Below are 14,417 nucleotides of genomic sequence, written 5' to 3'. Positions count from 1 at the left end.
ACGGAACGAGGAACTCCCGGCGGGCGGTCAGGCCTGTGCAGGGGCCTGTGCAGGGGGTTGTGCAGGACCCTTCACGGGGTCAGTGGTGATGTCCCTTCGCCGGGTCGGCCTGCAGGACGACCGCAATGGTCTGGCCGGCGTACGGGGAGTCGGTGCCGACGGTCAGCTCCGCCTTGTACCGGCCGGGCGAGGCGACCGCTCCGGCGTCCGCGGTCACGCGGACCTCGACCGAGTGACCGGGGGCGAGGGTGAACCGGGTGCGGTTCTCCGACAGCCAGGACACGTCGTCGCCCTCGCACTGGTCGTAACCGGGAAGCAACTGGGCGCCCGTGGTCCCCACGTTGGTGGACTTGCCGCTCCCGCCACCGCCGATCCGGTACAGGCCGCAAGCCGAGGCGGCGCGCCATGACGCCTGGCCGGTGGCGGGCATCCGGGTCCAGCGGTTGGACACCGGGTCGTACTCGGCCGCGTCCCTGAGGGACGCGCCCACCTCGTAGCCGCCCATGACCTGCAGCCTGCCATTGGCACCCACGACGGACGCCGCAGCCGCGGTGAACGGTGCGTCGGGCAGCCTGGTCCAGGTGTTGGTCCGCGGGTGGTAGGAGTATCCCGCCGCCGTGGCGCCCTCCGAACCGTAGCCACCGACGCAGTCGATCGCGTCGGAGACACCGGCGCAGCCCGCCCAGTCGATGGCCAGCGGACGGTCGGCCAGACGGGTCCAGTGGTCGGCGGCCGGGTCGTAGCGGTAGAGCGACGCGAGCGGGGTGGCGCAGCTCTCCCCGGTGCAGCCGCCCACGACGTAGAGCTTGCCGTCGATGACCGCGGAGCCCGCCGTCGCGACGGCCGTCGGCAGGTCGGCGGCCCTGGTCCAGCTGTTGCTCGCCGGGTGGTAGGCGTACACCGCTGACCGCGGCTGCTGTTCGTCCCCGCCGATGCCGCCCGCCACGTACAGCGTGCCGTCGAGGAAGCCCCCGGCCGTCGCGGACAGCGGCTCCGGCAGGTCGGCGATCCTGCTCCAGGAGTCGGATGCCGGGTCGTGGACGTAACCGTGCCGGGTGATGGTCGCTCCGACGACCCGGTTGATCCCGCCTACGGAGTAGAGCTTGCCCTGGTAGGTGCCGCCGATGTTGTCCATGACCGGCTCGGGGTAGTCGGCGATCGTGCGCCAGGCGCTCGGGGCCGCCGAACCCGCGCTCGGCGCGGTGGTCTGCTCGCCGAGAGCGACCCGTACCGGCGCCCTGCCGGTGTTGGTGAGGGTGACGGTCCTGGTCGCCCGGCGGCCCTGTTCGGCGTCGAGGGACACCCGGGAGGTGGCGACCACGTGACCGGTCTGCAAGGGCAGTTCCACCTGGGCCAGTTGGTCGGTACCGGCCTTGACCGTACGGGTCGACGTCGCGTACCGGGCCGCGGCGGTGGCGAGGGTGTGCCGGCCGGTGCCGGGGACGAAGAGTGTGTAGCGGCCGTCCGCGGTGGCCTGGTCGTCCGGGGTGGCCGTGCTGACGGCGGGGGCGTCGGAAGCGGCCTTGTCGGTCACGGTCGCACCGTTGACGGGCTTACCGGTGTTGGCGTCCGAGACGGTTCCGGTGAGCAATGCGCCGGGGGTGGCCGTGCACGAACCGATGTGGATGTCGTCGATCTGCCACAGGGTCGTCCCGCTCCCCTTGTAGTGGAAGCGGACCTGGACACGGGACCGGTCGGCGGCGTGCGGCAGCGGGACGGTGAGATGACCGCCCGCGCTCTCCGCGCCGTGCCACTCGGTGGTCCACGTCCGGCCGCCGTCAGTGGTCACATCGATGTCCGCGGAGCTGGTGTCGGACATCAGGTAAGCGGTGTCGAGCTGGAGCTCCGGTGTCCGGCCGCGCAGATCCACGACCGGCGACACCAGGGTGGTGTCCTCGCTGCCGGAGTCGTACGCGAGGGGGGCCGCAGCCGCGAAGTTGCCGTCGCCCCCCGTGAGGTTCGGCAGGTTCCCCGGGGCGTCGAACTCCCAGCCGTGAGCCGCTCCGCCGCCCGTCACGCTCCAGCCCTTGCCCGCCTCGGTGCCGGTCCAGCCCTCGAAGTCGGCGCTGCCCGCGAAGGAGTAGCCGGGTGCCACACACGTTGACCTGTCCACCACGGCCTTGACGTCGCTCCGTACGTCCGCCGTGTCGACGGGGACGCTGAGATCGGTGCGCTCGTACCCGGGTGAGACCGGAGTGACGTGCAGCCGGTAGGTGGCGCCGTCCGGCAGATCGACTGAGTACTTGCCGGTGGCCGGGTCGGTGAAGACCGTGCCGTAGGGGTAGCCGTCCACGGTGATGCCCGCGTACAGCGGCCAGCCGTGGCCGGAGTTGTCGGTCACCTTGCCGGTGACCCGGTGGCTGGGTGTCCTGGACAGGGCGAGGTCCGTGCCGGTCGAGGTGTCCTTGGTGACCTCGACGCCCGACTGCACGGACCGTCCGTAGCCGAACACGGAAGCTGTCACGTCGTAGGTGCCTACCGCGGCGGGCAGGGTGTACCGGCCGTCCGGGCCGGTGAGTGTGTGGTAGCTGCGGCCGTCGGCCTTGTCCTCGGCGAGCACGGTGGCGCCGGCGACCGGGTCACCGGACGCCTTGTCGGTGATGCGTCCGGTGAGCGTCCCGCTGACGCCGAACGTCAGCGCGCGCAGACCGTCCGGGGTGCCCAGACCGGTGGGGCCGTCGTAGCCGTCCCCCGCGGTGCAGGTGATGTCCTCGCAGGTGCCGTCGGAGTCGTTGCCGCCCTTGGTGACATCGTTGAGCCCGGTGCCGTTCAGATACGGGTAGGTCACCGGGTAGGTACCCGGCTCGGGGTCACCGGCCAGCGCGTACATGGCGGCGACCAGCGGCGAGGAGAGGCTGGTGCCCCCCACCTGCAACCAGCCGTCGCTGCCGAGGGTGTCGTAGATGCCGAGGCCGGACGCGGGGTCGGCGTCGGCGGAGATGTCCGCCGTCGACCGGGTGTCGCACCCGGTGACCAGGTTCTGCTGGTACGCCGGTTCGGCCTCGTAGAGCGAGCAGCCGGAGCCGCCGGACGCCCACGCGGACTCGTCCCAACCGCGGTCACTGCCCGGCTCCCGGACCAGTGTGGTGCCGCCGACGGAGACGACCCGCGGATTCACCGCGGGCCAGTTCTGCACATGGCCGGTGTCTCCGGTGGAAGCGGTGATGGCGACGCCGGGATGGTCGTAGTGCTGGTCGTACGTGGCCTCTTCGGGGGTCTCGCCCGCGATGCCGTACGAGTTCGACACGTACTTGGCGCCGAGCCGGACAGCGGTGTCGACCCCGGCGCCGAGATCGTTCACATCGGCCGAATCGCCCTGCACCAGAAGGATCTTGCAGGCCGGGCAGGCGGCGGAGACCGCGTCGATGTCGAGCGCGGTCTCGGTGGCCCAGCCGGTGTCGTCGGCGGGGTAGTCCGTGCCGCCGTTCTGGTCGACCTTGCGGAAGCAGCCGTTGGCGGTGGTGCACGCGGGGAGCCCGTAGTGCTTCCGGAAGGCGGCCAGGTCGTCCTCGGCGTGGGAGTCACCGAAGGCGTCGACGATCGCCACCGTCCGGCCCTCGCCGCCGTCGGGCAGGTGGTAGGCGGCCTTGATGTCGGCCGGGCCGAGGGCGGTGGCCGGCGGACCCGGGACGGCCGACCTGATCGCGTGGTTCGAGCCGGTCCTCACCATGGCGAAGCAGCGGGCCACGCCCTGTGCGACATCGGGGGAGTTGCAGCCGGCGGGTGCGTAGTCGGGCCGGTCCAGCCCGCCGGCCGGGGCCTCGGGGGCGGTCGGGGCGGAGCCGGAGCGGGTGGCCGGATCGGCCGAGGCCGGTCCGGCGGACAGGACGGCGAAGCCGAGACATCCGGCCAGCAGCAGGCATGTTCGGGCGCGTATGCGCCCTCGACTGGGTCTCAAGGCGAGCAGCCTTTCAGCACGGGGGAGAACACGGAGGGAGAACACGGAGGGGAAGTCGGTGGGGAAGTGGCGGCCGTTCAGAGCGGTTCGTAGCCGCCGTCCGTGGCTGCGGACGGCGGCTGCTGCCGGGGACCGGAAGCGTCGGACGGCTCCACCGCGGGGGCCTCGGCGGAATCGCTCGGATCGGGGAGTGGTTCGGGACGAGGGTCCTGACCGTCGGTGCGACGGGAGGCGTCGCCTGGGGTGCTCACAGGATCGGTTTCGCTCTCGCGGGGGTTGGGGACAGGTGGTCCGCACAGGAGTATGGGCGGCGCGGCACGGGCTTTGCGATGCGGCGGATGACCCAAAAAACCTTCCGCGAGGCCGGTCGGCGGTTCGTCCTGTCGCCGGTCCCGCCCCGGCCGCTACGAGATGTCCGGGTCCGCCGGAGTCACTCCGGCGCGCGCCGCTCCCAGGGCCAACGCCGTCCGCGAGGTCACCCCGTGCTTGCGCATCGCCGAATTCAGCTGCGTCGCGACGGTCTTGGGCGAGCGGCACAGCACGGCCGCGATCTCACGATTGGTCAGGCCGTTGAGCAGCAGCCTGACCACCTCCGTCTCGCGCGGCGAGAGCCGGTCACCGTACCCCCGTCGGCCGCCACGCCACACCGGCCGGGGTTCTCTGCCGTGTTCCCGGAGTGTGCCGGCGATCCGCTCGGCGTCACCACGCGCCCCCAGAGTGACCAACTGGCCGTGCAGTGAGCTCAGTTGATCCAAGCAGTCCGCGCTGCTTTCCGGGCTGCCGTTCGCGCTGCTATCGGCGCTGCCCTCGGTGCTGCCGTTCGCCGTGAGCCGGCAGAGCGCCGCCCGTTCCGAGGCGAGCAGCGCATCGTACGGGCGGGGGAGTGCCCGCCACGCCGCAGCAGCGCTCTCCCATGCTTCGGCGGCCTCACGGTGGCGCCCCGGGCCTTCGGTGAGCAGCGCCCGGCAGACGGCGAGCGCCGCTGCGGGCGCCGCCGCATCACAGTCCAGCAGCCCGCGTGCGAAACCCTCCGCGATCCGCTCGGCCTCCTCGGACCGGCCCGCGGCCAGCAGCCCCTGGACGCGCACCGGCAGTACCTCGGTGCCCCACAGCCAGATCTCCTTGCCCACCACGACCCGCACCGCGTTGTCGGTGAGCGCGAGCGCCTGGTCGGTGTCGCCGCGGGCGAGGGCTATACCGGCGAGTGCGGCGGCCGGTTCGAGCTGCATCTCGATGACGTCGCGCCGCAGACCCTCCTGGAACACCTCGTCGAGGTTCTCCTCCGCGGCCCGCAGGTCGCCGTCGGCGCGGCTCCGCAGACCGGTCAGGAGCATTCCCTCCAGCCGGACCCGCGGCTCCGAGCCGACATCGGCCAGCGCCGCCGCGCGTCCGGCCAGGCCGTCCCAGCGGCCGGTGAACCAGTCCAGGTGGACCCGGGTCGCCCTGATCAGATCGTGCAGTCCCTGGAAGTGGTGGCGCTCGGCACGGTCGAGTGCGTCGTCGAGCCACCGGCCGGCCTGTTCGTAGCGGCCCCAGTGCATGGCGGCGTCGCCCGCGTTGAGCTTGCTGCGGTCCAGGTGCAGTACGTGGTCGGCGTCAGCGGAGTCCTCGGGGAGCGCCGCGAGACCGGCCCAGCCGTCGGGCTGTCCGAGACTGAGCAGCGCGTTGGAGTGGTCGACCAGGAACGGCAGGCGCGCGGCGGGCGGGACCTCGCGTTCGACGAGCTCCGCGGCGCGGTCGAGCCAGCGCCGGTGGTGGGCGGCGGGCACCGGGGAACCGGTGGGTACCCCGAGCACGGTCATGGCGCGGGCCACGACGAGTGGTTCGTCGGACAGGCCGGGCAGCGCCCGTTCGAGTTCGGCTGTCCCGGCCCCGTACTCCCCGGCGTCGATCAGCAGCCGGCCGAGCTGGGCACGGACCTCCGCGCTGTCGCGCGGGGACAGGGCGCCGCTGCCGAGGAAGGCGCGCAGCGTACGGATCAACGCGGCCCGGTCGGGAAAGCCGCCGATGGCGAGCAGCGGGATCTTCTGTACGAGGCGCGTGACGGCCGGGGCGGGCAGACCGGGGCGGGCCAGCAGGTCCTTGAGGAAGGCGACGGCGGTGGCGTGGTCACCCGCGGCGAGGGCCAGATCGGCGGCCTGTTCGCCGTACCTCCCCCATCGTCCGGTGTCGCCCGCCTCACGGAAGTGCCGGGCCAGCCGGGAAGCGGACGGCTGCCCGGCGGTCTCCAGCGCGTCCCCGGCCCTGCGGTGCAGCCGGCGCCGGTCGGTCGCGGTCAGGCCGTCGTACACCGCCCGCACGGCGAGCACGTGCCGGAAGGCGACCCGGCCGAAGTCGTCGTCGGTCAGCAGCCCGCTGCGGATCGCCGCCTCGACGGCGGAGCGGGCGCGTTCCTCCGGCAGGCCGCTCACGCTGAACAGCACGGACTCCTCGGCGGGTTCGCCGATCACGGCGGCAGCCTGGAGGAGACGTCCGGCATCGGGCCCCAGCCGGGCGGCGCGCTCGCTGACCGCGTCGCGGATGGTCGGCGGGACGGCGATGTCCGCGAGCGCGTGACGTACCCACTCGTCGTCGCGTCGGACCAGGTCGGCACGGTCGCGCAGCAGCCGGACCGATTCCTCCAGCGCGAGCGGGATGCCGTCGGTGCGCTCCCGCAGGAAGGCGGAGAAGGCCTCGGAGACCCGCTCGTCGTCAAGCATGGAGGAGACCAGCTCGGCGGTGCGCGACACGTCGAGCGGACCGAGGGTGATGCGGGTCTGGCGGACGCCCGCGCTCGGCCGGGACGTCAGGCGGGGCAGCAGCGAGTCGGAGGGGACGTCCTCAGGGCGGTAGGTGAGGACGAGGCCGAGGTCGCGAGTGGGACTGGAGGTGAGGAAGAGCAGGAAGTCGAGGGTGGCGTCGTCCGCCCAGTGGACATCTTCGATCACGAGAGGGGAGACGCCGAGGCGGTCGAGGAGTTCGGCGAGTGCCCGTAACAGGCGGTGCCGGGCCGCGCCCGCGTCGGCAGCCGGTTCGGGCGCGGCCGGGAGGTCGTCGGCCCACTCGGGCAGGAGGGGCCGCAGCGCGCCCGCGAGGGGAGTCAGCGCGAGGCCCGCGACCCCGTCGGGACAGGCGTCCCGGACCGCGTCCACCAGGGGGCCGAGGGTGAGAGCTTCGCGGAACGGCGGGCATACGGCGATCAGTGGGCGCCCCGTGCCGCAGTGCCCGGCGAGCGCCTCGCGCACCAGGCGGCTCTTGCCGATCCCGGCTTCCCCCTCGACCAGTACCACGGCCGGTGGCTGCGCCAACGCGTCGGTGAAGGAACGGAGTTCGTCCTCGCGGCCGACGAGCCTGGGCGGGCGCAGCACGGGGAGGAGGCCGGACGGGTCGCCTGCTGCGCTGTGTCTGTCCGCCTGCGCCCTGGCGCGCATAGCTCGTGCCTCCGTACCGCCGTGTGCGCCGGACGGCCCGGCAGCCACATTCTCACCTTGCCGAATACATATGCGCCAGAGGGGGCGGGGCCGTGGCCGTCGCGAGGCGTGCGGGCGGCCGGAGACGGGTGGGCGGCGATGCGCGCGGCGCCGGAGAGGATCGGGTCCCGGTCAACCGGGCGCGGAACACGGCTGGTTGGCGCCGTGCCCGGCAACTCACCCAAGAGAGTGGTTCATTTCTTTTGCCCTTGATGTCTGGAAGATCTGCGGACGATCATCGGGTGTCTCGCTCCGGGACCCGGAGAAATCCGATCGATCGGCTTCGGCGGCTCATCCAGCCGCGCAAGGAGTATGAAAATGTCCGTACGCCGTATCACTGCCTTGATGGCCTCCGCTGCCCTCGCCGGTTCGCTCACTCTGGTCGGGCAGCTGACTGCCTCGGCTGCCACCGGATCCGAGAGCGTCCGCGCCGGGTTCGTGGTCAGCGAGGGCCAGTTCAACCAGATGTTCCCGGGCCGCAATTCCTTCTACACGTACCAGGGGCTCACCGCCGCCCTGGGGGCCTACCCCGGCTTCGCCAATACCGGTGACGAGACGACCAAGAAGCGTGAGGCGGCGGCCTTCCTCGCGAACGTCAGCCATGAGACCGGCGGTCTGAAGTATGTCGTCGAGCAGAACAAGGCCAACTACAGCCACTACTGCGACGCCTCGCAGCCGTACGGCTGTCCGGCCGGGCAGAGCGCCTACTACGGGCGCGGCCCGCTGCAGCTGAGCTGGAACTTCAACTACAAGGCTGCCGGTGACGCGCTGCACATCGACCTGCTGCACGACCCGTACAAGGTGGAGCGGGACGCCGCGGTCTCGTGGAAGACCGGTCTGTGGTTCTGGAACAGCCAGAAGGGCGCGGGCAGCATGACCGCGCACGACGCGATGGTCCACAACAAGGGCTTCGGCGAGACGATCCGCAGCATCAACGGCGCCCTGGAGTGCAACGGCAAGAACCCGGGCGAGCGCCAGGACCGCATCAACCTCTATCAGAAGTTCGTCGGGGTCCTCGGCACGAGTGCGGGCGGTAACTTGTCCTGCTGATCGGCCGCCGCCGTAGCGGTGGTGGGTGCGGCCGACCTCCGCACCCACCGCGCCGTCACGGGCCGATCCTTGTGCTGGAGATCAACGCCCCTGCAGGGACTTGACGTTGTCGCCGAATGTCCAGTTCGCCGACCCGTCCCAGTTGAGCGACCAGGTCATGAGCCCCTTGAGGCCGTTGTTGTAGTTGCCCCAGGCCTGGGCGACCTGGCCGGTCGACATGTAGCCGCCACCGGCGCCGGGTTGGGCGGGGAGCCCCGGCACCTGCTTGTCGTAGGGAACCTTGATCGTGGTGCCCTGGACGACGAGCCCCTTGTCGAGGCAGTCCGTCTGCGCGGTGAAGCCCTCCACCGTTCCGGCCGAGTACGAGTCGCCGGAGCAGCCGTACATACTGCCGTTGTAGTACTGCATGTTCAGCCACCAGAGCCGGCCGTTGTCCGCGTACTTCTTCACGATGGGCAGGTACGCGCCCCAGATCGAGCCGTACGTCACGCTGCCCCCGGTGACGTAGGCGGTCTCGGGTGCCATCGTGAGGCCGAAGTTCGAGGGCATCTGGGCGAGCACGCCGTCGATGATGCGGATGAGGTTGGCCTGCGAGGCCGACAGTTCGTTGATGTTGCCGCTGCCGGTGAGGCCGGTCTCGATGTCGATGTCGATGCCGTCGAAGTTGTACTTCTTCAGGATCGGTACCACCGTCGCGACGAACCGGTCGGCGACAGCGCTGGAGCTGAGGTCGATACCGGCTGTCGCCCCGCCGATGGACATCAGGGTCGTGAGGCCGGACGCCTTGGCCTGGCACATCTCCGTCGGCGTCGGGACCTTCACGGTCGAGTCCATGCCGTCCTCCCACAGCACGGTGCCGTCGGAACGGATGACCGGGAAGGCCGCGTTGATCACGTTGTAGCCGTGGTCGGTGATGCGGGAATCGGTGACCGGGATCCAGCCCAGCGGCGGGTGCACACCGTTGGACGCGCCGTCCCAGTTCTCCCAGTACCCCTGGAGCACCTTGCCGGCGGGCCTCGACTTGACCGCGCAGGTGTCGTCGCTCGGGGTGGCGCGGGGCGCTGCTGCGACGAGCATCTGCACGGCGGCGGCCGTCGCGAGGCCGACCCCCAGGAGGCGTGTCGTACGACGGATCATGTCGTGTCCCTTCGTGAACCGGAAACAAGAAATGGCGTGGACCTGACAAATGGACGCGAGGGCTCCGCGCGATCCACTCAACGTAAAGTGGTCCAGACCTGCCGTCAATAGGTCTGGACCAGCTTGGGTGGGGTCGGCCCAGGGGCTTCGCTCCCGACCGTCCGGACCACGGAGAACGCCGCGAAAGCCACCGGGAACGCGGCGACCCGGGATCAGCCGTCCACGGACTCGGGCCGCAACGGCGGTTCCGTCAGCGCGGGGCGGAGCGCACCGAAGAGGGTCGCGCGCACCACGGCGGGTGCGAAGAGTGCGCTGGTCGGTTCGGCCAGCGCACAGACGCCACGGAACGCCGTGCCGATCACCGGGTTGTTCGGAGCCCGCTCGACCACCCGGGCCATGTACCAGACCGCGGGCCGTTCGACCGCACGTCCGGCGCGTACGTTGCCCCGGGCGGCCGGCAGGTTCTTGTCGGCGCCGGCCGCGATGTCCCATGCCTGCCGCGAGGCCTGGAGCAGCACCTTCTGGACGCGCCGTGTGGTAGGCGTCCGACGTCGGTCGGCCAGAGCGTCCCGCAGTGCGAGCGCACCGAACGCGGCAACCGTCATACCTTGCCCGTACACCGGGTTGAAGGCGCACAGCGCGTCCCCGGTGGCGAGGAATCCGGCCGGACGGCGGCCTGGACGGTCGTAGCGGCGCCGGACATTGGCCGTCGAGCGGAAGGAATGTACGGCGGACTCGGGCCGGGCCTTCGACAGCCACTCGTACAGCACCGGATGGGCGAGCCGCGCGGTGAATTCGGTGAAGGCGTCCTCGTCCGAAGGCGGCTCACACCCGCGGAGCCCCGACAGGGTGACGAGATATCTGCCGTCCTCGAACGGCAGGGCGACCGCGCCCCGTTCGGTTCCGCCACCGGGGATGAAGTAGTAGCCGGCGGTCTCCACTCCCTCCGCGTCCTCGGGGCTCCGGTAGATCCTGGTCGCGTAGGACAGGCCCGTGTCGATCCGCTCCTCGTGTGCGGGATCGGCGCCGATGGCAGCCAGCCACTGCGGGGCGCGCGACCCGCGACCCGAGGCGTCCACGACCAGATCGGCGGTCAGTGACCGTACATCGGTACGGGTGCGCGCGCCGCGCTCACGCAGTTGGACGCCCCGTACGCGAGCCGCGTCGCCGAGCAGTCCCACAACCTCCGTGCCCTCCATCACGGTGATCCGCGGATCGGCCAGGACGCGACGCCGGACCAGCCACTCCAGCAAGGGGCGGGAGCCGGTGAGGAGATCGGCCGTCGTGGTGGTACGGCGGTAGAAGCGTCCGGCCTGCCACTGCACGAGGTCCCGGGGCATTCCGACCCGGGGTGCGCCGTGCTCGCTCAGCTCGGCGACGATGCCGGGCAGTAGTTCCTCCATGGCCCGTGCGCCGCCCTCCAGCAGGACATGGATGTGCCTGCCCTGCGGCACACCCGCACGTTGCCCGGGACCGTCGGGGAAGCGGTCACGTTCGACGACGGTCACCCGGTCGGCATGCCCGACCAGTGCCCGAGCGGTCAGCAGGGCCGCGATACTTCCGCCGACGACCACCGCATGGCGCTGCCGGTGCCCTGGCGAACGGGTGGCCGTGCCACTGGTGAACACGGCACGGCTGCCGCCCTTTTCGCCGCCGCCGAGGTGGTCGTTCCCGCCGTCGTGGGCGGCTGATCGCGCAGCTGCTGGGTCCGCCATGCTCGTACCTCCGGCCGGTGTCGCCAACGCCCCTGTCGGCCCTGGCTGCCCCTGATGTCACAGTATTCAGGTGACACGGTGTCTTCTTCACGATCACTGTGCGCCAATTCCGGCCCGGTGGACGGGGCGTGGCGGCATTACGCCCTCAACCGATTGCCGTGACCGTCGCGGCGGAGCAGTATGCAGGAATGCGCTTCTCGATCAACATTCCGAACTTCGGGGACTTCGCCGACGCCAGGACGGTGGCGAAGGTGGCGGTCGCGGCCGAACAGGCGGGCTGGGACGGGCTGTTCGTCTGGGACCACGTCGTGCACGACAAACGCATGCACCAGGGCCGGGCCTTCGGGGACCCCTGGATGTTGCTGACCGCCGCGGCGTTGGCGACGTCCCGAATCAGGCTGGGCACTCTGGTCACACCGGTAGCCCGTCGGCGCCCGCATCAACTCGCCCGCCAGGTCGCCACCTTGGACGGCCTCAGTAACGGGAGAGTGATCTTCGCCGCGGGTCTCGGCGGCCCGATCGAGGACGAGTACGGAAGCTTCGGCGAGACCACCGACCCCGCCGTACTCGCGGAACGCCTGGACGAGGGCCTGGACCTGCTGCAACGCTACTGGTCGGGTGAGGCGGTGAACCACCACGGACGGCACTACCAGGTCCGGGACGTGACGCTGCTGCCCGCTTCGGTGCAGCGCCCCCGTCCCCCTGTCTGGATCGCCGGATTCTGGCCGAACCGCCCGCCGATGCGCCGAGCGGCCCGCTGGGACGGCGCGGTCCCGCTGTTCACCTCCGCCAGGCACGGGCAGGTTCCGCCGGCCGATCAGGTCCGGGATCTGGTGGCGTACGTCGGGCAGCACCGCGACGCCCAGGACGACCGGCCCTTCGAGGTGGTTCTCGGTGGTGTCAGCCCCGCGGCCCCGGCCAAGGCGCACGACCTGATCGGGCCGCTGATCGATGCCGGTGCCACCTGGTGGGACGAACGGCAGCTGCAGAGCGGCGACGACCTCGACCGGCTCGCACCCGTGCTGCACCGCATCGAGCAAGGCCCACCGGTCTTCTAGAGCAGCGGCCCTGGACTGCGCGGTCGTCGGCGTGCGGGACGAGCCCGAGAGCGTGGGCCGCCGGGGATGATCCGAAATCACTGGAAGGGCGCGGCGCCCGCGTTCATGATGACGCCATGGACCATCGCGCGCTTCCCGCTGATGCATTGATCGTTGATGCCCTGATCGTGGTGGATGTCCAGTCGGCCGCTGTCTCCGGGGCCAGGGCGGTTCCCGGGGCGGCCCGGCTCCTGGACCGGACGACGGACCTGATCAGGCGGGCGCGAAGCAGCGGGGCGCTCGTCGTCCACGTGTAGAACGACGGGCGGCCCGGAGCGGACGACGAGCCACACACGCCCGGCTGGGCACTCCACCACCCCGTCGAGCCCGGCCTCACGGAGGCCGTGATCCGCAAGACCAGGGACGACGGCTTCGAAGGGACGTCACTGGGTGGCCTGTTGGCCGAATCGGGCGTACGGTCGCTCGCCGTCTGCGGCACGATGTCGGAGATGTGCGTCCAGGCGACGGCCCGCACGGCCCTGGCCCGGGGGTACCGCGTCGTCCTGCCGTACGACGCCCACGCGACACACGACGTCCCGGCGGCGCCCGGGATCAGTGAGGAGATCCCGGCCGCTGCGGTCTCACGGGTCGCCGCATGGGCCCTGGGCAGCGAGGCCGAGGTCACCGTTCAGGCCGCGGACGTCACGTTCGCGGCCCCGGCTTCGTGGTCCTGACACGGCGTTGGGGACCAGCGGTACAGCCGTTGGCGCTAAGGACTTGATCTTGGTCGCCTGGGCCGTGTATCGAAAATGGATCTTGAGTAATGGATGATCCCGGTTCATGGGGCGTGAAAATCTCACGGACGAGCAGTGGACGGTGCTGGAGCCGTTGTGCCTCGCGCAGGGCCGGGACGGCCACGTGTCCGCCCTGATCGCGTGCGCGCTGACAAGGCGTACGCCTCCCGCGCGAACCGCGCCTACCTACACCGCCGCGGCATCCGCTGCACCATCCCTGACAAGGCCGACCAGGCGCGCAACCGAAGAATACGCGGCTCCCGTGGCGGCCGGCCGCCACGTTTCGACCCGGTCGACTACGGTGAGCGCCACGCTGTCGAGTGCGGTATCAAACCGCCTCAAGAGACACCGAGCTGTGGCCACGAGGTACGACAAGCTCGCGGTCCGCTACGAGGCGACCGTCCTCATCTCGCGGCCGTCAACGAGTGGCTGTGACCCTCGGCTGTCATGCGGTGGGATCCAGGTTTCATGCCGCAGAACACACAGCCGAAGTCGTCCTCGCGCACGACGTTGCGCTTCTGGGGCGCTTCGCTGCCGGGGCCGTAGGGTGCGCCGTCAGGCCGTGAGGTAGACGTTCAGAGGAAGGAATGACCATGGGGGACGTGCAGTTGGCGTGGCAGCGATTGGTGGACTGGCTGGAGACGAATGCACCGACGACTGCGTCGTCGATCCTTGCTCCCGCTCCGCCGGCAGCGATCACTGCGGCTGAGGAGCGCATGTGCGTCGTTTTCCCGGTCGAGCTTCGGACGTGGCTCCAGGCATCCGGGGCCGACAATGACCCTGAGGGTGTCACGGAGGGGGTCGTGCCCGGCAACCGCGATTTGCTGGGACTCGCGGCCATGGAACGGACGTACCACTTCAAGATGGAGATCGAGCGCGACGACCCGTCCGACGATCCGGAGTTTCCCTTCTGGCATGAGCAGTGGATTCCGATCATCTCGGACGATGATGCTTGTTACGGCAAGTTCCTGGATGTGCGTAGCGGTCAGATCGGTTCATTCGGCGATGGGGATGCGCCATCCTTCGGAGTTCACGAGTCACTGACCGTTCTGTTCAGCGAGACGGTCGTCCTCATGGAGCAGATTTCTGCGGGGGTGCAGGGCGCAACTGGACGTGTTCAGGGCGGCAGGCTGATCTGGGACTGATGATCGGCGTACGCACGTAGGCCCACGGTGCCGACCGACACCACGGGCCCACTGCTGCTTCTGTTGTGCTACTGCGGCTGTGTCGATCGGGTCCCGGTCGCCGTCAATGACTGATCAACTTTGGATCTCCCACCGCGATTTGAACCTTCGCCGCACCGTTCGAGATCCACTTCCGATACACGGCCTAGCACC

The 14,417-nt window shown here is 70.6% G+C and carries 7 protein-coding genes and 2 pseudogenes; 5 read left to right on the top strand and 4 right to left on the bottom strand.

Features of this window, described 5'->3' with window-relative positions:
- Positions 1-79 precede the first annotated feature (79 nt).
- Positions 80-3,898, bottom strand: coding sequence for a kelch repeat-containing protein (locus tag NBY69_RS09695; protein WP_250299901.1), 3,819 nt, complete (start codon positions 3,896-3,898; stop codon positions 80-82).
- Between the two features lie 404 nt (positions 3,899-4,302).
- Positions 4,303-7,308 carry a LuxR family transcriptional regulator gene (locus tag NBY69_RS09690; RefSeq protein WP_250299900.1) on the bottom strand — a complete coding sequence of 1,002 codons (3,006 nt, stop codon included), beginning with the start codon at positions 7,306-7,308 and terminating at the stop codon, positions 4,303-4,305.
- Positions 7,309-7,665: 357 nt separating this feature from the next.
- Here NBY69_RS09690 and NBY69_RS09685 point away from each other — a divergent pair, with 357 nt between their 5' ends.
- The gene (locus NBY69_RS09685; RefSeq protein ID WP_250299898.1) at positions 7,666-8,397 is read left to right on the top strand and encodes a chitinase; all 732 of its coding nucleotides are present in this window, start codon (positions 7,666-7,668) and stop codon (positions 8,395-8,397) included.
- Between the two features lie 81 nt (positions 8,398-8,478).
- Here the strand turns inward: NBY69_RS09685 and NBY69_RS09680 are convergent, their stop codons facing one another.
- Both NBY69_RS09680 and NBY69_RS09675 read right to left on the bottom strand, forming a co-directional pair.
- Positions 8,479-9,534 (bottom strand): chitinase, encoded by a 1,056-nt coding sequence (locus NBY69_RS09680; RefSeq protein WP_374211244.1) that lies wholly within the window; start codon positions 9,532-9,534, stop codon positions 8,479-8,481.
- A 212-nt stretch (positions 9,535-9,746) separates the two neighbouring features.
- The gene (locus NBY69_RS09675) at positions 9,747-11,249 is read right to left on the bottom strand and encodes an NAD(P)/FAD-dependent oxidoreductase (protein WP_250299896.1); all 1,503 of its coding nucleotides are present in this window, start codon (positions 11,247-11,249) and stop codon (positions 9,747-9,749) included.
- A 188-nt stretch (positions 11,250-11,437) separates the two neighbouring features.
- Here NBY69_RS09675 and NBY69_RS09670 point away from each other — a divergent pair, with 188 nt between their 5' ends.
- The 4 genes and pseudogenes from NBY69_RS09670 (at position 11,438) to NBY69_RS09655 (ending at position 14,225) form a co-directional block, all read left to right on the top strand.
- On the top strand, positions 11,438-12,307 hold the full coding sequence (locus NBY69_RS09670) for an LLM class flavin-dependent oxidoreductase (RefSeq protein WP_250299894.1): 870 nt from the start codon (positions 11,438-11,440) through the stop codon (positions 12,305-12,307).
- Between the two features lie 116 nt (positions 12,308-12,423).
- Positions 12,424-13,020 (top strand): annotated as a pseudogene (locus NBY69_RS09665) (isochorismatase family protein).
- 156 nt (positions 13,021-13,176) lie between these two features.
- Positions 13,177-13,515, top strand: a pseudogene (locus NBY69_RS37615) (transposase); the annotation flags it as partial.
- Between the two features lie 158 nt (positions 13,516-13,673).
- Complete coding sequence (locus NBY69_RS09655; protein WP_250299891.1) at positions 13,674-14,225, top strand: SMI1/KNR4 family protein; 552 nt, start codon at positions 13,674-13,676, stop codon at positions 14,223-14,225.
- Positions 14,226-14,417 lie beyond the last annotated feature (192 nt).

The sequence above is a fragment of the Streptomyces sp. A 4/2 genome, from assembly GCF_940670765.1.
In the GTDB taxonomy this organism is placed as follows: Bacteria; Actinomycetota; Actinomycetes; order Streptomycetales; family Streptomycetaceae; genus Streptomyces.
This window is presented reverse-complemented; position numbering and strand designations above follow the sequence as displayed.